The sequence below is a fragment of the Bacillus sp. K2I17 genome (assembly GCF_002209985.1).
In the GTDB taxonomy this organism is placed as follows: Bacteria; Bacillota; Bacilli; order Bacillales; family Bacillaceae_G; genus Bacillus_A; species Bacillus_A wiedmannii.
This window is the reverse complement of sequence record NZ_NJGF01000051.1, coordinates 1-18,521: the sequence shown is the minus strand read 5'-3', so window position 1 is coordinate 18,521 and position 18,521 is coordinate 1. Positions and strand designations below refer to the sequence as shown.

General features: G+C 35.7%; 18 protein-coding genes and 3 pseudogenes. 4 read left to right on the top strand and 17 right to left on the bottom strand.

Features of this window, described 5'->3' with window-relative positions; translation table 11 throughout:
- Positions 1-514 (top strand): annotated as a pseudogene (bclF, locus tag CER22_RS28260) (exosporium-associated protein BclF); the annotation flags it as partial.
- 273 nt (positions 515-787) lie between these two features.
- Here the strand turns inward: bclF and CER22_RS28255 are convergent.
- The 9 genes from CER22_RS28255 to CER22_RS28215 form a co-directional block, all read right to left on the bottom strand.
- Positions 788-1,087, bottom strand: a complete 300-nt coding sequence (locus CER22_RS28255; RefSeq protein ID WP_088610195.1) for a DUF2325 domain-containing protein — start codon at positions 1,085-1,087, stop codon at positions 788-790.
- A complete protein-coding gene (locus CER22_RS28250; protein ID WP_088610194.1) occupies positions 1,084-1,467 on the bottom strand; it encodes a hypothetical protein in 384 nt (127 codons plus the stop codon). The genes CER22_RS28255 and CER22_RS28250 overlap by 4 nt, the downstream gene beginning before the upstream one ends.
- A 164-nt stretch (positions 1,468-1,631) precedes the next feature.
- Positions 1,632-2,207 (bottom strand): hypothetical protein, encoded by a 576-nt coding sequence (locus CER22_RS28245; RefSeq protein WP_088610193.1) that lies wholly within the window; start codon positions 2,205-2,207, stop codon positions 1,632-1,634.
- 16 nt (positions 2,208-2,223) lie between these two features.
- Positions 2,224-4,434 carry a lysozyme family protein gene (locus CER22_RS28240; RefSeq protein WP_088610192.1) on the bottom strand — a complete coding sequence of 737 codons (2,211 nt, stop codon included), beginning with the start codon at positions 4,432-4,434 and terminating at the stop codon, positions 2,224-2,226.
- Positions 4,431-8,465, bottom strand: a complete 4,035-nt coding sequence (locus CER22_RS28235) for a hypothetical protein (RefSeq protein ID WP_088610191.1) — start codon at positions 8,463-8,465, stop codon at positions 4,431-4,433. Before CER22_RS28235 ends, CER22_RS28240 begins: the two co-directional genes overlap by 4 nt.
- A 30-nt stretch (positions 8,466-8,495) precedes the next feature.
- The gene (locus CER22_RS28230; RefSeq protein ID WP_088610190.1) at positions 8,496-10,583 is read right to left on the bottom strand and encodes a VirB4 family type IV secretion system protein; all 2,088 of its coding nucleotides are present in this window, start codon (positions 10,581-10,583) and stop codon (positions 8,496-8,498) included.
- 2 nt (positions 10,584-10,585) lie between these two features.
- Positions 10,586-11,500: a hypothetical protein gene (locus tag CER22_RS28225; protein WP_088610189.1), complete on the bottom strand. Its 915-nt coding sequence runs from the start codon at positions 11,498-11,500 to the stop codon at positions 10,586-10,588.
- Positions 11,501-11,851, bottom strand: a complete 351-nt coding sequence (locus CER22_RS28220) for a PrgI family protein (RefSeq protein ID WP_088610188.1) — start codon at positions 11,849-11,851, stop codon at positions 11,501-11,503.
- Positions 11,852-11,917: 66 nt separating this feature from the next.
- Complete coding sequence (locus CER22_RS28215) at positions 11,918-12,337, bottom strand: hypothetical protein (RefSeq protein WP_088610187.1); 420 nt, start codon at positions 12,335-12,337, stop codon at positions 11,918-11,920.
- Between the two features lie 453 nt (positions 12,338-12,790).
- Here CER22_RS28215 and CER22_RS28205 point away from each other — a divergent pair, with 453 nt between their 5' ends.
- A complete protein-coding gene (locus CER22_RS28205; RefSeq protein ID WP_065705143.1) occupies positions 12,791-13,309 on the top strand; it encodes a GNAT family N-acetyltransferase in 519 nt (172 codons plus the stop codon).
- Between the two features lie 343 nt (positions 13,310-13,652).
- On the opposite strand, the gene CER22_RS28200 is transcribed toward CER22_RS28205, so the two are convergent.
- Entirely contained in the window at positions 13,653-13,913 is a 261-nt protein-coding gene (locus CER22_RS28200) for a hypothetical protein (protein ID WP_256943750.1), read from the bottom strand.
- A 47-nt stretch (positions 13,914-13,960) separates the two neighbouring features.
- Here CER22_RS28200 and CER22_RS28195 point away from each other — a divergent pair, with 47 nt between their 5' ends.
- The gene (locus CER22_RS28195; protein WP_088610186.1) at positions 13,961-14,230 is read left to right on the top strand and encodes a hypothetical protein; all 270 of its coding nucleotides are present in this window, start codon (positions 13,961-13,963) and stop codon (positions 14,228-14,230) included.
- 86 nt (positions 14,231-14,316) lie between these two features.
- On the opposite strand, the gene CER22_RS28190 is transcribed toward CER22_RS28195, so the two are convergent.
- The 4 genes and pseudogenes from CER22_RS28190 to CER22_RS33875 form a co-directional block, all read right to left on the bottom strand.
- The gene (locus CER22_RS28190; RefSeq protein ID WP_088610185.1) at positions 14,317-15,204 is read right to left on the bottom strand and encodes an Rpn family recombination-promoting nuclease/putative transposase; all 888 of its coding nucleotides are present in this window, start codon (positions 15,202-15,204) and stop codon (positions 14,317-14,319) included.
- Between the two features lie 752 nt (positions 15,205-15,956).
- Positions 15,957-16,160: pseudogene (locus tag CER22_RS33880) on the bottom strand (recombinase family protein); the annotation flags it as partial.
- A 14-nt stretch (positions 16,161-16,174) separates the two neighbouring features.
- Positions 16,175-16,357: a hypothetical protein gene (locus tag CER22_RS28180; RefSeq protein ID WP_241747485.1), complete on the bottom strand. Its 183-nt coding sequence runs from the start codon at positions 16,355-16,357 to the stop codon at positions 16,175-16,177.
- Between the two features lie 138 nt (positions 16,358-16,495).
- Positions 16,496-16,627, bottom strand: a pseudogene (locus CER22_RS33875) (hypothetical protein); the annotation flags it as partial.
- Between the two features lie 199 nt (positions 16,628-16,826).
- On the opposite strand from CER22_RS33875, the gene CER22_RS28175 reads away from it, so the two are divergent.
- On the top strand, positions 16,827-17,102 hold the full coding sequence (locus CER22_RS28175) for a hypothetical protein (RefSeq protein WP_088059039.1): 276 nt from the start codon (positions 16,827-16,829) through the stop codon (positions 17,100-17,102).
- A 62-nt stretch (positions 17,103-17,164) separates the two neighbouring features.
- Here the strand turns inward: CER22_RS28175 and CER22_RS28170 are convergent, their stop codons facing one another.
- From CER22_RS28170 to CER22_RS28160, 3 genes are all read right to left on the bottom strand, one after another.
- Complete coding sequence (locus CER22_RS28170) at positions 17,165-17,398, bottom strand: YuzF family protein (RefSeq protein WP_088059040.1); 234 nt, start codon at positions 17,396-17,398, stop codon at positions 17,165-17,167.
- A gap of 179 nt (positions 17,399-17,577) precedes the next feature.
- A complete protein-coding gene (locus tag CER22_RS28165; RefSeq protein WP_088059042.1) occupies positions 17,578-17,811 on the bottom strand; it encodes a hypothetical protein in 234 nt (77 codons plus the stop codon).
- 297 nt (positions 17,812-18,108) lie between these two features.
- A complete protein-coding gene (locus tag CER22_RS28160) occupies positions 18,109-18,255 on the bottom strand; it encodes a BC1881 family protein (protein WP_000738547.1) in 147 nt (48 codons plus the stop codon).
- Positions 18,256-18,521: the final 266 nt, after the last annotated feature.

Sequence of the window (18,521 nt, the reverse complement as noted above, 5' to 3'; positions counted from 1 at the left end):
GAATCAAGTGAATATCCGTGATTCAATGTTATCCGCTGGTTATACTCAAAATGGAATTAACATGGCGATGTTTGCTTCATTCGTTTCCAGTGGAAATATTACTATTAATTCACAAGCAACCACAGATACCCAAGTCAATTTAGTTGGTGGAGGAATAAATGGTAATGTCATTATTAATGTGTTACCTGGTCATATTCCAATTGACCCCTTAAATTTAACCAGCTTTGCTATTACAGAAAACATCTTCAATCCCAGCCCTAATTCAGGAAATTTAATTGTCAATGGCGCTAACAACGTTATTACAAGAGTCAGAGCGACAGTTGATTCATTACCTATTCGTTCCCGAATAAATCTTATAGGAACAAATACATCTTTAATTAGAGTTGATGATGCTTTCGATTTAGCTTATACACCTATTAATTCAGCAAACTGGGCTCCTCTTCCTCCTACAACAGTACAGGAAGCTTTAGATAGAATTGCAGCATTGCTAGCAGTAACTATCGGTACGCCATAAACACCATAGAAAGAACTTAAATCCTATTTTAATAGGAGCTAAATTGATATGATATGTGAAAGAAAAGTCTCTTCAAATCTTATTGGAGAGACTTTTTTAGTTCCTTAGTAAATCCAATATCCAAAAATAAATCTATATCATAAGCAAAGCATTTATTTCTTAATAAAATTCAAATTTTATTAAATTAAGTAATTATTAATTGAATAGAAAAAATTATATATAATGATTTTATGATTAAATGCCCAAACAGTTATCTCATACTACCTACTAAAATCAAGCCGCTTGCAGATGCTTTAAACCCATTTCTAATGCACCGGTTCCACCAAACCCTTGATTAAATAAAAGTGGGACATCGTACTTCTTTGCGTACTCTTTTGCTACATCAATAGATACATGGCCACATGCACCTTTTTGAATGACAATAACATCGCATTTTTTTATTACACTTCGAAACGTTTTCTTTACGCCTCCGTGATTTTTCCCATCATGGAAAATAACCTGGCAGTTTCTTTTTTTGGCCAACTTCTCTAACGTCCTTCCATTTGATCCACCTAAAACTAGAATTGTACTCATTCCCACTCACTCTCCTTATCTTTCTGCTTTATATATGTACTTGGTGATGTTAATAACACAAGTGTACAAGCAACGATATTCATTAATACCAAACAAACTATAAATAATATAACGAAAATCGGTGACAACAAGATGAGAATAAAGCCACTTACTACCAAACAGATGAAAATAAAGCCATTGCTCATATCTTTGTAACCATCTAATCCTTGTACAATATTCAAACTATGCATCCATATTGTGATACTATCCCAATTTTCTATTAACAGATAGCCACCCCCCAACAGAAAAGCCCATCCAAGCAAAGTTCCTAATAATCCAGAATTTCGTCCTATATAATATCCCGAAACAAAATTCGCAGCTGTTCCAATTAACATTCTCATTTATATCCCTCCATATTTATTTCATTTTAGCGCTATATACAAATTTCATTTAACCATGGTTTCATTATATCAGAAAATTACGAATATTCAATAAATATTTTTAGGTACTCTTTATTTTTTTATAAAAGGGTTGTGTTTTTTCTTCCACAACCCTCATTTCCTTCTTAATCCACAGGTACTTCTTCTTGTCCATGTGGAATTTGTTCAATTGGTGTTACAATTTGTGCATATTTGTTTACCTGCACTTTAAATTGTCGTGGTTCTAAGAAATTTACCTGTTGAATTAAAACCTCAATATGAAACGTATCTACTTTTTTTCCTCGGTCAATTTTTGTAATACGCGCATTGTAAAACTTATCCCCATTTAAGAAATATCGTTGTACAGCTTCTGTAGCCAGCATACGCTCATTGCTTGTCATTTTCATTGGTTCAATACCAAATCCAGCCTTTGTAAACAAATACGGGACATCATAACTACTATTAGAAATTTTTCGTAGTAAATCCTCTACTGTTTTTGTTTTCGCAACATATTCCTCTTCTTTTGTATCAAATCCTTTTGGTTTATCTCCAAGCATCTCTATTTCATCTTGATTTACCTGCTCTTCCTCTTGTACTTGTGATTTCATCATGTAACGATGAATAGTATTATAAGTAGCAACGCCTACTACTAACACAATAATCCCCAATATAACTAAGTACTTACGAGGTAGATTCGCTAACACATTCATGACTTTCTGCATTTCTTCACATCCCAAATCAGTCTATAACATTACGAATTTGCGTCATATGTTGTCCTCTTGCCGTATAGTTTAGACCTGTAATTTGTACACCTTTATTATCACCAATATGAATCATTTTCTGATTCCCCATATAAATTGCAACGTGCCCTGGATTTTCATAAAAAATAAGATCCCCTGGTTGCGCTTGATTGATGTCTGGTACTTGTTTACCTTGCCCAACTTGAGCACCTGTCCAATCCCCAAGTTGCACACCTATACTTGTTCTAAAGACATACTGCGTAAATCCTGAGCAATCTGACGTACCGCCTGGTGGATTACGATCCCCTAATACATACCTCACTTTTCCTTGCCCAAGCCATTTTTTCGCTTCTGCTATTATCTTTTGTCGTTTGTCATTCATCATAATAGGAGAACCACCTGATGATAATCCAGGATCATCATTTTTCTTAAAGAACTTCATTGGATCCGTTGGTTGGTCATTAATACGAATTTGGAAATCTAAATGGACAGCATAGCCAGCCATATTCAGGAAGCCTGTATTTTTGTCATAGTTAGAGCCACCCATCTCTCCAATAATTTGTCCTTTTGTTACCATGGTTCCTGGTGCAACTGAGATTTTACTAAGATGTAAGTATCGAGATACAATACCATTTCCATGATCTACATAAACACCTAAACCACCGCCATTTACATTTCCTGTTTGATTCGTTACAATCCCAGCTTCCATTGACCATACGGGGTCTCCAGCTTTTCCAGCGGTCATGGCCCCAATATCAACTGCATTATGTTGCTTTCCACCACGAACTGCATCAAATATATCTGTAATACGTCCACTTTTCGTTGGCCATTTCCAACCTTTATCAGAAATCCATTCTCCATCTCCAGATGCCACGCAACCTAAATCTTTGTAATATTTCAAAACTTTGGTAACGTATGAAAAATCCCCGTAGCACGCGTTAACCTTGGTTCGGAAGTTATTCGGATCGGAGCAACCAGCTGGGTTTAAATGATTCTTACTTCTTGAGAACTCAATGGCTGTTTCCTCTGAATAGCCACCCTTAGCTAATGCATAGCTAATGAAGCCTGAGCCAAAATTGTAAGACTGCAGGGCGAGAGCGATGTCTCCATTCGCCTGTCCTAACACATCTTTAAATTCCAATACACCTGCTTCAATAGAAATATTCGGATCTTTAATGCAACCCATACGCGCATTTCCTTTTATACCTATACAAGATGAACTTAAATCTCCATAATGCCCCTCTGATGCTTGCATTGGATCATTTCCTGCTCCACCTGATTCCTGCATCATTTGAGCTGCGAGAATACCAACATATTCAGTAACACCATGTTTTTCCGCCATCTCTTTAATTTTAGGAAGATATCCTGTTACCTTTTCATTGAGATTGACAGGTTCCCCGCCAGGGCTAACAGAACCTACACACATGCCGCCGATAAATCCGCCAGTAGGGGCTAGATGTCCATACATTCCCTCTAACATACCTGCGGCAAGTATCTCACGTGCACGTTCCTTTTGGTTTTCACTAAACTTCGCTAGTTCCATCGCTTTCTCTATCCCGTGAGAAGAGGTTGTCACTTTTTTGCTACCACTCGCATTAATCTCATCTATTTTTTTCTTAAAATCTGTATCTCCTAATATCTTTTTTACGTCTGATCCGGAGTAACTCTCAGATTTTGTTTTTTGCATTTCCTTTTTCTTTTTTTCACAAGGACCGTTAGGCCCAGCCTCACATACCTCTTTTTCCGTATATTCTTCATATTGGATATCCAAAAAATACGAAATCGCATCATGTGGATCTTTATCGGTGAGATCATTATCATAACGCGCCATATCAAAAGCGACAACCTCTTTCCAATCCACATTGAGTGCCATTGCTACTTCCATATACTTTTTCACTTGTTCTTCAGTTTTGCTGTCATCTTTTGTAATCGGTACAAAAGATGCTAAAATGACACACACCACAATAATCAACGACATAATGATAGCCGCGGGTAATCCAATCGCGGCTATTACTGACCCTACGATTTTTAACGTCGCCTTTTTTAGCAGTTTGGCAGCAGCTTTCGCTGCCGCCCTTCCTGCTTTTCCTGCCATTTTTACCATTTTCCCGCGCGCTTGCATCCCTTTTTTCTTAATAAAGTGAGAAGCTACATCTTTTAAAGGGTTACTTTTTTTCTGTTCATTTGGATCGTTAGGATTTTGACTCATAGACTTGTCACACCATACTTTCCATTTTCATGACTTCTTCTTCTTCGCTGTGCTAAACGAGGGTTTGGCGCAAATGGAATCAGATTTTGCGGGTCATGTTCTGATAAATTCAGATGCGTCTCTGTACGAACAACTTCGTCCTGTGTATGTGTTACTAAGATTTCCTCTCTTGGCTTAATACTGCTATCCTTTACTTCACAACTTCTTTCAATTCTTTGGTTTGTTTGTAGACGTGTATCACCTTTTCCAAATGGAGAAACACGTGAAACCGTACCATCCGTTGTCGTCGCAACCATGTAACTACGATCTCTTTCTACGACCATTTGTACATTCTGATATCCACCTTGATCTAAATCAGACATATAGAAGTGACCATTGTCCACCTTATGATTTACTGTAAGTGGCGGTTCACTAAATGCTGGTTTCTGTTGTAATGGTCTAAGATTTTGATTTCCTACTAATTGATTTGGATTTACATTAATCGAGCGATTAATACTGATTTTGCCACCACTTGAATCTTGTATATAGGCTGGCGAAGCTTTCGTACCATTCCGGTACTGTGTTAACTGTCCATCCGAGATATTTAAATCCTGATATACCATTTGGCCAGAGCGTATGCTACTATCTCCACTACCATAACGAGATACAACTTGCGTCATACCACTGGAATCTTTTGCTTCAATCCACGATTTATTATTTGTAGTAACAAGACGTACTGCACCTTTTGCAACCGATTGCGCGCCTGTATGATCTGTTGTCGTCGGTACCATCTGTTGAATTTCCTGAATCTCTTTTGCTTCTGTACGAACTGCACTGTTATACGGATTATATTTACTTACCATACGCGCAGTTGCTTGATAAGCACCTGCACCACCAATAACACCTGCGGCGTAACTTAAGCCTTTTGTCACATTGTAATGGCGTTCTGCTGCATTCCCACCTAATGAAGTATTGACAGCAGCATTGGCCCCACTTATCACTCGTTGTACTGCATTTCCTCCGGATTGTTGTACAGCACTTGCGGCACTATAATATGCATTTGATACCTTACCAATGCTATCCGCAAACATAAGGCTTTTCGTACCTTCCATTACACTCATGCCAAGCTTTGTACTTTGCTGTGTCATACGTCCCACTGCAGAAGTTGGGATAGACATTTTACCAGCACTTTGAGCAATACTTGCTACACTTGTTGATGCATCTGTATACGAGCGTTCAACTTCAGAAACGGAGAGATTTCCTGCACGTGCCATACTCGCTTGTGTTTGCGTCGCTGCGTATACAGCTTTATTGATTGCCCCCCCTGTCGCAACGCCATGTGAACGAACACCTTGAATCGCACTAGTAATTCCAGAACCTACTTGTTGGCTCACTGTTCCAAGACTTTCATGACCTTTTAAACCTTTCGTTAATTCAGAAGCAAAGGCACCCTTATTAATATACGATTGATTATGTAGACTCTTACCACTCGTATCTTTTGCCTGTACGGGCATCGCTCCCGCTTGTACTGCCGCTTGTTGTGCGACTGCTTTAAATTCATTTCCTTTTTCATTTAAGTGAGACTGCCAAGCTTGCTCTTTTTGTGGTTGAAACATAGTTGGAGACAACTTTTTCATAAAGCTTGCCTGTTGTTCTGCTGCATAGCCCTGTTTAAAGGATTCTGTAGAGGCTTGAACCAGGTTCCCAACATTACTTACTTGTTTTGCTTTCTGGCTTCCAGTTCCACTTGTCAAACCGTGTGTTTTCACACCGTTGACTGCCTTCTGAATGCCTGCCGCACTAGATATACCCATTGCATTTAAGCCAAGATTTTTTTGTAACTGTTGTGATAAATGAGAAGCGAAAGCTTCTTTATTCGCATAGTTTGTACCGTCTTTTTGCTGTACAATACCAGCTGATTCCGCCGCTTGTTGTGCATAATTTTTAAATCCTTGTACTTTTTGATCTAAATGCTTATTCCATGCTGCTTCTTTTTCTTGTTGCGGCATATCTGCAGGGAATTGTTTCATGAATCCAGCCTTATGGTCTGCACTATACGCTTTCTTAAATGCAGCAGTAGAAGCACCGACAAGAGCACCAACCTGCCCCATATTTTGATGACCACTCTCTAACGTTTCTCCTTTCACACCCTCAACCGCTTTTCCGACTTTTCCTAATGCAAGTTGAGAAGCAAAAGCATCTTTATTCACATAGGACTTATCAAACAAGTTATTTCCTTGCTTATCTTTTGCATCAACTGGCATTGCACCAGCTTTAGTAGCCGCCTGTTCTGCATGATTTCTAAATCCTTGTACTTTTGAGTTTAGATGATCATTCCATTTTTTCTCTTTCTCCTCAGCCGGCATACTTTCTGGCAGTTGACTCATAAACGTATCTTTATGGTCTGCCTCATATCCTTTTTGGAATGCATTTGTTGCTGCATTGACTAAATCTTTAGCGTTTCCATATGGAGTAGCGTTCTTCTTCATACCTTGTAAATCTTGTTTACGCTGATTTTTAAAATGAGACATTTGATCACTATTGGTTTTCGCTACTTTTTTAGCAATTTCTGCATCGGAAGCACCAGGAAATACTTGTTTCAAACGACTCGCAACGGCAGAATCCGGATTATCTGCTTTCCAATTTTCAAAATCTTTTGTAGCTAAATCCTGTGTGATATCTTCATCGGTTAGTTCCGGATAAGATTCGCCATTTAGATTTGAATACGTGTCCGCACCCTTCTTTACACTCGAACCAATATGTTTACCTAAGGCTACAGCTCCTTCGCCGACTGCAGCAACACTTCTACCAGCCACTGCACCAGGAGCAGCACCTAATGCACTGCCAACTTGCGAGCCTGCTACCATCGCTCCTGGTCCAAGACCTGCGCCTGCCGCCATGCCTGCAAGTCCCGTAGCCGCTTTACCCATTGAACTTCCAATTTGGCCCGCTTTTAACATACGAGCTGCACGAGATGTTGTACCTATATCTGTCCCTAAATTCGCACCTAATGCATTTTTGGGATTATCCGCATCCTCTTTTGCCCCTTCTTTATTCTCTTTATCATTAGGTTTCGCTTTCGAATTACGGTAGTCATCACGAACACCTTTAACCAGCCCAGCTACACTCGCCAAGGCACCCATCCCCATCATCGTACCGGCTCTATGAATACCACCGGATGCATTGGTGCTAAGACCAATAAAACTTTTCACAATCTCACCTACTGGGATAAACATAGCAAGTAAAAATAATTTGATTAACGGACTATTTGCTGATCCAATTAAGGAAATAATGAGCCATAAGGTAATCGCATGAATTGCTTGTACGAACACCGCCCCCATAAATTCTCGAATCCAGTATAACGTCTGTTGTTTCTTTTGTGGAAATAGCCACATACCTACCATTAAAGGACCCATTAACATTAAGATATACAGTGATACCGCGCGCATTAAATAGTAAAAGTTTGCCCAAACGATGAGTCCGGCTTCTATAAACAAACCAAATATAATAAACATATAGTCATTTTCATGGCCTTGCAGAGAAAGCTCTGCAATCGTTAGTCCAGCTCCACCGAATCCAGGCTGTAAAAATTCGGTACCCTTATCCGGGTCAAAATTCCCACCATTTACTCCATTGATAGCGTCTCTGAACTCTACTATTACCCATGAATTGATATCAAATATGAGAGTATAGAAGTAATCTAGATGCCAAAGACAAATCGAGATAATCATTAAATCTTTCGCATACTCTATTAATGCCGTTCGATTATTTGGATTAATGGCTGTCGCTGAATATTTTGCAGCCGTAATCACTACACTGACGAGGACACAAAAAGCAACTAACTTAAACATGACAGGCATACCTGTGTCTAATACTTTGGTTAGAGAATCACCCGTAAATAAGAAATCTAAGTTTGTCCCTTTTCCTTCCGTTCCCTTTCCTCCAAACGCTAAGACTGGAAGAGTATCCAAAGTTGCATAAACCGGACTAAGAAACGCCTTCACTAAAACAATAATTAGGCCTCCGACCCACTCTACTATTTTCTCAAGCATATTTTCACCTTCCTTTTCAGAGGTACGCTACTATCCTGCGTACCCTTGTACTTTCTTCATATTATTTAAAAGCTCTTGTAGTACAGCTTCATTTGATTCAATGAACATCATTTCTTTGTCTGATGGATCTGTTTGAATCCAAACCGAACTATCTCCTACACGGAAGATTCCTTCTCCTTTTCCTGGGTTGTTTAGAATAATATCAAGCTCTCCAGCAGTTAAGTTAAAGTTCTCCTGGATTTTTTTCTTATCAATCTTATTTTGTTCTAAGAAGAAATAAGAGAAAGTAGATTGCAAGATACCACGTGCTTTTACATTTTCTAAAATACGAACAAAGTCCTGACTTGCCCAACACATACCGGCATTTCTTTTACGTGAACGACGTGCTACTTTTTCCAAGAAGTTAACCGTTTGTTCATAATCGATAAACTGCCACATCTCATCAACATATAATACTTTTCGCTTGATAGCGTGTTCTGGACTCTTAATCCAATGCTCCCAGATATAGTTCAGAATAACGTGGAAAGCGATTGGTTTTAAGAAGCCTTCTTCTAAATGACTAATATTAAAATTAACAACACGTGACTCATTTAACTGTGTTTCCACACCTCGACCAAAATGACTTTGTCCATCAAATAATGGTTTTGAACCATCGCGTAAAAATGGACGAATCGCGGCAATTAACTCTTCTGCTTTCACATCGTCTCCATGATGTTCTACTATGACATCATAGATTTCTTTTAACTCTGGCTCTGGCTTTCTCACCTGAGACTGAATTAATTGTCCATCCACCTTTTTCACTTCATCTGTATATAAAGAGGATGGATGTAAGGTAATACCATGTTTATCAAACACTTCACGAATCGCGTCTTCTAGCATTGTACGCTGGAATACATTTAATCCTGGTTGATCAAAGTCTTGCCCACGAATAATAATGTCAAAGAATCCTAGTATTTCATTGATTTTCTCTAAAATCGGCACAAACCTTACATACTTCACGCCATCACGCTCTACAAGTTCTTTCTTATCATATTGTTCAAGCGCTTCTAGCTCTTCATCTTTATCTGTAATTTGAAGTTCTGTTACTGCAATTGCACAAGGGTTAATAATGATATTACTTTCTGGTGAAATATTTAAGTTAATACCACCTAGACGTTTTGTAATTTTTACGAATTCTCCCTCTGGATCAATAATCATTGCATGCGTATCTGCAAGTGACGTTTCACGAGCAAGCTTCATTTTTAAAAGTAAACTTTTCCCGGAACCTGAGATCCCTGTTACACCAATGTTATAGTTTGGGGGACGATAATCTGCATTACCAAATGAATTCAAAAATTCTACTTGCCCAGTAATTTTATTCTTTCCTATCGGTATCCCACCATTAAACCTTCCGGAACCAGACACAAAAGGTGCAAATGTGCATAACGCACGTCTATCGATATTTCGATAGGTATCTTGCAGTGTATTTGGTGCCCCTAGCGGCATAACAGCTTTCAAACCACTCTTCACACGATTCCAAGTACTCGCTATCTTAAAGTGAGATGCTTGCATTTCATCTTCAATATACTCACATAAAACGTCCAATTCTTTCTTTGATTCGGCATACGCAACACCCATTGTACTTACCATATAGGAGTCGTTTTCATTGAACTGGATTTCATCCATTAAATTGTTCGTATCTTGAATTTTTGCGTCTAAGTCTTTCTCTTGGTCAATGTTTCCACGTGTACGTTGGAAAGAAAGATTCGAACGTAACATCGTCAGCTGCATATCTAATGATCGCATTGCTTTGGCTTTTGGTTCTTTATGAATATCGATCATTACATCTACTTCCCCAGCTGAAGTTAACATGTTGAGCCAATTGGTTTGCATCATACGCGGGTATCCATCACGTGGAATATAAAACGGACGAAAGAACGTATTACTTCCTAAAGATTGTTTAATTACCCCATAATCTTCTGCATCAATTTTCATTCCTTCTGGAGCAATAACATCAAACACTGTTGTTTGATTGTCTAATTGCGTCAGTACTTCCTCTTCTTCAAACTCTTCCTCCTCTAGCTCCAATTCATCCATCTCTTCTGCTTCTATTTTTTTCTTTTTCCCGAATAACTTCATGTTTACGCCACCCCGTTATTTGATTTTTCTGCTTTTTCTTCCGCTAGCACTTTCTTCATTAACTCTAGTTTTCTTTCATTTGTTTCCCCTGTTGAATAGAGGGAGAAATTCTCGTTTTCAATTAAGTCCTGGAAACGAGCTTTTACAGCTTTACGACGGTTAAATGCTACGTATAAAAGTTCTATTAATTTATCTTTCGTTAACATTTCTACATTAATTTTTGCTTTCGATAATAAATTTCGAGAAGCATTATAACGACGATATAATTCGTTAAACGCTTTATCTACAATCTTTTCTTCCAATTCTTCCTCTGTATCAGCTGTAATCGTACTAATATCCACCTTATATGGATAAATTAAATAACGCTTTTGCTCATATCGAGGTTGCGAACGTTGCCAGTACTCTAAGTTATCGATAACTTCTTGACCATATAGTACTGTCTCTGGTGTAAGGTCCTTCGCACCTTTTATTGTTTCTGTCATTTTTCGTACTGGATCTGTTAAATCTACGAATTTACTTTGGATGTATACTTTTGTATTAAACTCTAATGTTGTTAACCAAGATTCAATTTTGATATCAATTGCCTCTTGTTCCATATTTGATAGTAAGTAATAGTTAACTGGATGTGCTTCCGCAATTAAGATAAATGTTTCATCATGATAACGAATCATATGATTATCAATTTCCTTAACGTCTTCTACAAAAGCGCTAAAGAAATCAACATTATCCTCATCAATTTCGGATTCAGCAAACATATTCTTTTTATTTTTCTTTCCGTTTTTTTCAGCAGTGTGTTTCTCTACTCCACCTTGATTTTTCCCCTTTTTCTTAGACCCAAATAGCGGTTTTCCGTTCATTTTTCGATAAAAGAAAAATCCTACAATGGCTATCGCCGCAAAATATATTATTTCCAACATTTATAAATTCTCCTTTGCCCATGTAGTTGGCTCGTACCCTTTTCTCCACTTCCCTTTTTCGGAACGGCTACGCATTTTGATAAGGAAATACTTATCTAGATACATGTGTTGTTTTTCTTTATAAGTAAAAGCAAACGCTATTACACCTACTACCGTTGGTATTGCTAAAATTAAGCAAATAAAAAACGCTACTACCGCATCAAAAGGTGCAAATAGCCGCCAAAAGAATGGAACATATAAATAAAGGGATGCCCCGCCACCTAATAGATAAATCAATTGGCGTTTACTTAATACACCTAGCAACGTTTTTTGTTCCGAAGTCATGTCAACAGGAACAGTTACTTTTCTCATTTTGTTTCCTCCCTTGTATAAGAGAAGCTCTCCCCAAATAGAGGAGAGCTTCTACAAACTCTTATGTTAGATTGTTGCAACCCAAGCAGCGATGTCGTACGCTTTGATCATGACAAAGCCTCCAATTGCCGCACAAGCTAAACCAACCATAGCTTGTGTACGGTTTTCAGGGTTCTTCCCTTGCGCACCAGAAAGTTTAATAGCTGCGAATACAACACAAGCAACTACCCAAATACTACCAAAACCAATTAATGTTTTTACAAGGGTATTCATACTATTTTGGACAGTTGCAGCATCGCCTTTACCGCCATTACCACCAAGACCCTTCGTAAAACTACTTTTTGCCAGTAAGAAATCTCCTACTGATGTTGTCATAAGTTTTGCAGACAACCAATTCAACATAATTCCTGCACCTCCGGATGTTTTTGCTCGCAAAACGCAAAAAGACCCCAATACACGCACACGTCCCCTAAGGACATGGCGCATATTGAGGTCTTCTCTTATATGCGAACTGATTAATTTTATATTTTATTGTAAAATCATATTACGTTTATATTATAGCAATACGATTTTAAAAATACAACCCTTTTATTTACACCTTTATTACTTTTTATCCTCTTGGCTTGGATCGTACCATACCATTTGAATTTGAAAAATATCACTATCCTTAAGACCTAAAACTTGCTTAAACAGACTATAATTTGAAGAGGATACTATGTTCAATATAGCACGTAGTATCCTCTTTTTTCTTACATAATATATCCCATAATCAGAGCTTAAAAAAATAGTCTATTATGTATAAAACGTGAAAAGAAGTTTCCTACTTGTTCAACAACCGGGCCATTTTATGGAATAACACTTATTGAGCTAACTGGGGTTGAAGAAAGAATGTTATAATAAATTTTATTATTTTACTGTTTTGCATTGGAGGCCCTTAACTTGGAAATTAGAAAGGCAAGTAAAGAAGATATAAAGGACGTATCAAGAGTTTATGTTGATAGTTGGAGGACTACTTATCGTAGTCTAGTACCTGACGATTATCTGGACGAATTATCGTACGAAGATACAGAAAAAAGATGGATTGATTTTTTAAATAACGAAAATGAACCTTTTATTTATGTCGCGATTAATGATACGGGGAAAATTATAGGTTTTGCATCAGGTAAAAGTATTAATGAGAAGAATTTTGATGGAGAACTATATTCGCTTTATCTCTTACAGGAATGTAGGGGATTAGGTGTTGGTAGGCAGCTTGTTTCAGCTATTGCTAAGCATTTTAAAGAAAAAGGTATTTATTCTATGATGGTTTGGGTAATGAAACAGAATAAATCTGGACTTGGTTTTTATGAACGTATGGGAGGAAAAGAATATATTCATAGGACTAGTGAGTTTGGAGGAACAGTAGTAGAGGATGTTGCGTATGGTTGGAAGGAGATCTCAGAATTATGTGTTGAGTAAGAGTAACAAAGATTTACACGCGTGTACCTTGTTTATTAACGGGCGCGATTGTGGAACATGAAGTAAAAGGGCGATACATATTAGTCATGTCTAATATGTATCGCTCTTTATTTTTTATGACTTTTTACAATTTAGGTCTTGATAAACATTCATTTCTTCTTTCAATGAGCGCGATGGTTCGATTTTTATTGATTTCGTACTTTTGTCCCTAAGTGTATATACATGTACATAATAGGCTTCTTCTCTCTTTTGCATAATATAATACCTCTAACGACTTTATTTGTAATATTACACCTCTTAAATATGTAAAAATTACATAGTAAGTATATAATTATTCTTTCTCTTAAAAAAGGGAATTTAAAGAAACAACTTCGCTTCTTTTTATATTTCTTTTCGCATTTCTAAATGCTACCTCTCTAGGGTTAGCTATTATTTCATTACTACATAAAATAGATCGCAACACATCGTATATTTTATGTAATTCACTTTTATTTACCTTGTCTATCATTCCATGTAGCATATCCCTGGTTACCTTCATATATATTTCATCTTTCTTCGCATATATTCTCTGAATTTCATTATAGCGTATTGAATTTTTAATCACACATCGTTTCTTCTGAATGGTACAATATAGAAAAAGGAGACTTATTCATGGGTGACTTAATCAGTGATGTATTGGGAGGCCTCATTATGTCCATTCCTTCAAAAAAGGAAAAAATGATTCGTAAAAACTTTAAGTTATTGAAAAAAGAAACGTGGTTTAAAGAGATTGAACAAAGATACGGTAGATTAATGGTATTTAACCATTCCATTAGAGAATTTGTTAAAAAAGAGGATCTTGAGGCAATCTTAAAGGATGTTAAGAAGACTAATGAATTTCGTTATGAATTAGAGGGAATCCTAAAGCAAGAAAAAATATAGTCGTAATCACAAAATGGGCATCAATCAAAAATAAAAAAACAGGTAATTTTTTGTAATCACAATTACCTGTTTTTTATCATGTATATTTACTCTTTACTTTTTAAAATCATATTAACCTCTTCAATACTTAATTCAGCCGCTTCTGCAACCTTCTCTATAGGTAACCCTACTTTAATCATATTTTGAATTAGTTGTATTTTGGCTTCTTTTGCACCTTTTTCTTCTGCTGTTTCTATTTCTGATACTCTATCTTTAATTGCTTTTTCTCTAGCCTCATATAAGCGTAAAAAGTCTTTATCGTTACTTAAACGCTCCCAATCCTCTATTGCTTTTTTCAAAACTGGATCTTTTTCCATTGCTATCGCCTCCAGGATTGTTGTTAATCTCTCATCCTCATGCGCAGGAAATAATAATAACCAACGCGCTAAAGAGTCTTCCCATGGATTCATTCGTTCTCTTTGCCATTCTTGAATCACTTTTGGAATTTCAAGAAAATGCAACTGCATATTTTCGGTAATGATACGCTTAGATTTTTTGTTCATCACTGTATTAACATTATGAAACTCTTGCTCTTCTGGAAATAGAATGAAATCTACTATGTTAATACAAATGGTTGGTCTTAATTCCGTGTACTTCATCCCTTGAGTCATTTGGGAATAATACATGCCTGACCAATAGAACAAAGAGCGCTCTATCATATCTTTTTTGTCTCGAACTTGAATCTCTATATTAGTTTTTATACCATTATTTAGTGTAGCTCGCAAATCTAAAATAGACAATTTATCATCCTTCTGCTCTCTTGGAAGATGCGGATCGTCTAAATGCAAAGATGTAATTTCTTCATTAATAGATGATTGTAGTACCGCGTTAAGAAACCCAATTAATATATCTTCATTTCCTTCTACTCCAAACAAACGCTTAAAAGCATAATCAACTCGTAAATTTACTAGATTTTTTTTCATAGATGTATTCATATTCTCTTCTACCTTTCTTTTAGTTAATTTAAATCCTCTGTGTAATTGGATATAAGAAAAAGATAGAATTACAAACTCTATCTTTTTTAATCTATCTATTTATGAAAATATCAACCTACTATATTGTTTCATTACAACAAAGTCTTATACTAACATGTTTTTAAACCTTGATAATTACGGCCCTTAAGAGAAAATAATTACAAGAAAGTTGTAAACTAATGTATTTCCTTTAGGAATGCATACTACCTTAATTATTACAAGAAAGTTGTGGACTATCTTACTAAAATAAATTATTAAAAATTTATACAATCACACTTAATAATTGAGCATAAATAAAGAGTGTGTTCTGAAAAGGATCAAAACACACTCTTTATATTTTTTTTTGTAAAACAAAAGTGCTGAGCAAAATGGGGTATCTTTCTATCTATATGGGGTCACCATATCAAAAAAGAAAATTGTACGTTTAGACACATTTCAACCGATTCCTGTACGTTAAAGAATCGGTTTTTATTTTTGAATGACATTTGTAAATAAGATTAACTAATAAAATTACTTCCATAGTATAAAATAAACTTAAAAGGAGTTTTATGAAATTTTTAAAATATGTATTCTTTGTAGTTGGATGCACCTGTCTACTATCACTTTGGTATGCTATCTTTTTTCTGTAAAGAGAAGTAAAAAGAAAAGTTGTTCCAGAAATTAGATAGTGTATTTCAATAAAATAATATAACTTGAAGAAACACAAAGTGTTTTTACTTCTGTTTTTCTTCAAGTTTTCGTTTGTTAATAGATTGATAAAGAGAGCCCTGTGATATTCCAGTTCCTTCTATGATTTCTTGGATGGAATATTGGTTACTATCATATATACGTAGTGCAATTGAAAGTTTTTCTTTTTCTAGTTTTGGTCTCCCTATTTTATTTCCCGTATTTTTACTCTCTTCTAATCCTTCTTTTACTCATTCAGCTTCAATCATTCTGATTTACACCCAACGATTGAAGCTGAATATTCAATTCCCTTTACATTTGCTTTTGTTCGATATTGTACTACAACTTCTAAACCTTTTGAACGAAACTTTTTTACAACTTTATCTAAGTCCTTTTTTAAATTCTGACGACTCCCAGATCTAACTATTTCAATTTCTATAGTTTTCACAGTTACACCTCCTAAACAAAATGGTACAAATTTATTGCGTTCACTATCACTTTGTTCTTCTTTACAATACATTTAATCTATTAAGATTCAAAAATTTTACAACAAAAGAGTGGCTCCGTTTAGAACCACTCTTTTCACCTATTTCTTAACTTCATCCCAATTATAATTGAATTCTTCACCAAAATCACTTGTAACAATCCCTTTGTCCGATGAACGTTGCAAGTAAGAACTGTCCATTTGATAGAGCGATGCTGCAGCTCCACTTTGCAACGAGGGGGCACCATATCAAAAAAAATAAAATTGTACGTTTAGGCACAAAATTGACATATTTTGATTAGCTTCCTTTACGTTAAGGGATTAGTTTGTATATTTGATGAGATGTGCGAGACAGGTGTATATTTAGGATAATCTAATATTTCCCATTCGAATATGATAGAATAGAAGTATATCAAAAATGGAGGAATAACAAATGAACTCAAACACAAAACAGTTTATTTATGATATCCAGCAAAGAAAGAACAATTATATAGAAAATGTATTAATAGCAATACAACACCCTAAAAAAGAGCAATCTGAACAGGTCATTCAAAATATAGTAGAGAAGATGGATATGATGATTAGTTTAGTTACTACTTACATGGCTATTGAAGCAGAATCTATGAAAGAATTAAAAGAGCTTCAGAAAGAAATTATTCATGCTCAAGCATATATTCAAAAACGAAAACTTGAAGAAACACAGAGATAAAACCCTGTGTTTTTATTGGGTCGTCTATGACGCCAATCTGTTATAAATTAGATGTAATTTGATTATTGTTTTGGCATAATCCATACAATTTGTTGAATGCGTACAATATATGGCACCGTATCTTCAATGAGCAAATGATCTGGTTTCACATCTTTTAACTTTCCTCTTACATTACCTCTTACAGTTTCAATAACCACCTGTTTCCCAATTACTGATTGTAATGTCTGATATACGTAGGGATTGGGTGCACTTACCATATGTTGTTCACTCAAGTCATTTCCTTCCAAATAACTCATTCTATAAGACTCCTTTCTAACTTGTATTCTTTCTCCTAATATATGATATAAATCTTATAAATATGCTAGAAGGATAATTCATTATAGGAACGGAAATAACATTTTAATAAAGTACGGTTTCTATTTCTAAATTGCTAAAAAATTATTTATATAAAGTTACTTTTAGGATATGTATCATTTTAAATACGCCCTTTATTAGAATAGTGCTCATACTTTTTTTGAGATTCTTTCGTAATACGTGCGTTAAGTAAAATTGCTAACAATAAAAACACTCCATATTTTCCCCCTGTAGCTCCTATGATAATCACACTACAACAAACAAGTACAATTAATAGGATAAACGAAACTAAATACATACGATCATAATTCTTTGACATCTTCTCGTATTTTATGCGTTCTTTCCTTGCATCCATCTAAATTCCTCCTTTAAATTATCCATTTCACTCTCAAATAAATCTTGCCCTTAAAAAGGAAACAATATATCGTTTTAAATAATTAGTTTGTTTTTTTATCAACTAATGTATATAACGTAAAAAGAAATCCTACCAATATTAAGCTTTCCACCATGATAATCCCGACCCTCTCCTTCCTTTTAACCTCAACATATCAGATAAAAGTTATGTATATCCCATATTAGCTGTAGCAAACAAAAAGGATCCTCCCTTCTCTTAAAGGCTGATCCTTTTCTTCTTGCATGCAACTATTTTTAGCTATTCTTGATTAATTAGAATAACAGCTGGTCCATCTACACGAATCCCACCAACTTCAATTTTTTCATAAGGCTCAACTGTAATAGAAATGATCCCTTCTCGCTTCTTTAATTCATTACTTAATTCTTTTGTTAACATTTTTTTCATGTGTGCACTCCTTCTTACTGCTTAATTTACTATTGGTATGTAATTAAAATTAAAAATGGTTTCCTGGTCTGGAAACCATTTTTTGTAGTTGACCATATGGTGCTACCAGTTCGTTTATCAATTTTACGTAAAGAAGATAAACAATTACTATTCACTGTCTCAGTAGATGTAAGAAACTCTTAAAGATAGCGGTGAGATTAATTGTTTTTTCTTCTAGAAATAATGACTTAGATAGTATATTACCTAAAACAATGAAAGCCCTACCT

What these genes read in the sequence shown, in the direction of transcription:
- CER22_RS28255 (WP_088610195.1), bottom strand. Translation starts at nt 1,087, where the DNA reads ATGAGTACAATTCTAGTTTTAGGTGGATCAAATGGAAGGACGTTAGAG.
- CER22_RS28240 (WP_088610192.1), bottom strand. Translation starts at nt 4,434, where the DNA reads ATGAGTCAAAATCCTAACGATCCAAATGAACAGAAAAAAAGTAACCCT.
- CER22_RS28160 (WP_000738547.1), bottom strand. Translation starts at nt 18,255, where the DNA reads ATGAAAAAAATGTTAACAAAAGAATTAAGTAATGAATTAAAGAAGCGA.
- CER22_RS28230 (WP_088610190.1), bottom strand. Translation starts at nt 10,583, where the DNA reads ATGAAGTTATTCGGGAAAAAGAAAAAAATAGAAGCAGAAGAGATGGAT.
- CER22_RS28165 (WP_088059042.1), bottom strand. Translation starts at nt 17,811, where the DNA reads ATGGATGCAAGGAAAGAACGCATAAAATACGAGAAGATGTCAAAGAAT.
- CER22_RS28195 (WP_088610186.1), top strand. Translation starts at nt 13,961, where the DNA reads ATGGGTGACTTAATCAGTGATGTATTGGGAGGCCTCATTATGTCCATT.
- CER22_RS28190 (WP_088610185.1), bottom strand. Translation starts at nt 15,204, where the DNA reads ATGAATACATCTATGAAAAAAAATCTAGTAAATTTACGAGTTGATTAT.
- CER22_RS28175 (WP_088059039.1), top strand. Translation starts at nt 16,827, where the DNA reads ATGAACTCAAACACAAAACAGTTTATTTATGATATCCAGCAAAGAAAG.
- CER22_RS28170 (WP_088059040.1), bottom strand. Translation starts at nt 17,398, where the DNA reads ATGAGTTATTTGGAAGGAAATGACTTGAGTGAACAACATATGGTAAGT.
- CER22_RS28215 (WP_088610187.1), bottom strand. Translation starts at nt 12,337, where the DNA reads ATGCGCCATGTCCTTAGGGGACGTGTGCGTGTATTGGGGTCTTTTTGC.
- CER22_RS28245 (WP_088610193.1), bottom strand. Translation starts at nt 2,207, where the DNA reads ATGCAGAAAGTCATGAATGTGTTAGCGAATCTACCTCGTAAGTACTTA.
- CER22_RS28250 (WP_088610194.1), bottom strand. Translation starts at nt 1,467, where the DNA reads ATGAGAATGTTAATTGGAACAGCTGCGAATTTTGTTTCGGGATATTAT.
- CER22_RS28225 (WP_088610189.1), bottom strand. Translation starts at nt 11,500, where the DNA reads ATGTTGGAAATAATATATTTTGCGGCGATAGCCATTGTAGGATTTTTC.
- CER22_RS28220 (WP_088610188.1), bottom strand. Translation starts at nt 11,851, where the DNA reads ATGAGAAAAGTAACTGTTCCTGTTGACATGACTTCGGAACAAAAAACG.
- CER22_RS28235 (WP_088610191.1), bottom strand. Translation starts at nt 8,465, where the DNA reads ATGCTTGAGAAAATAGTAGAGTGGGTCGGAGGCCTAATTATTGTTTTA.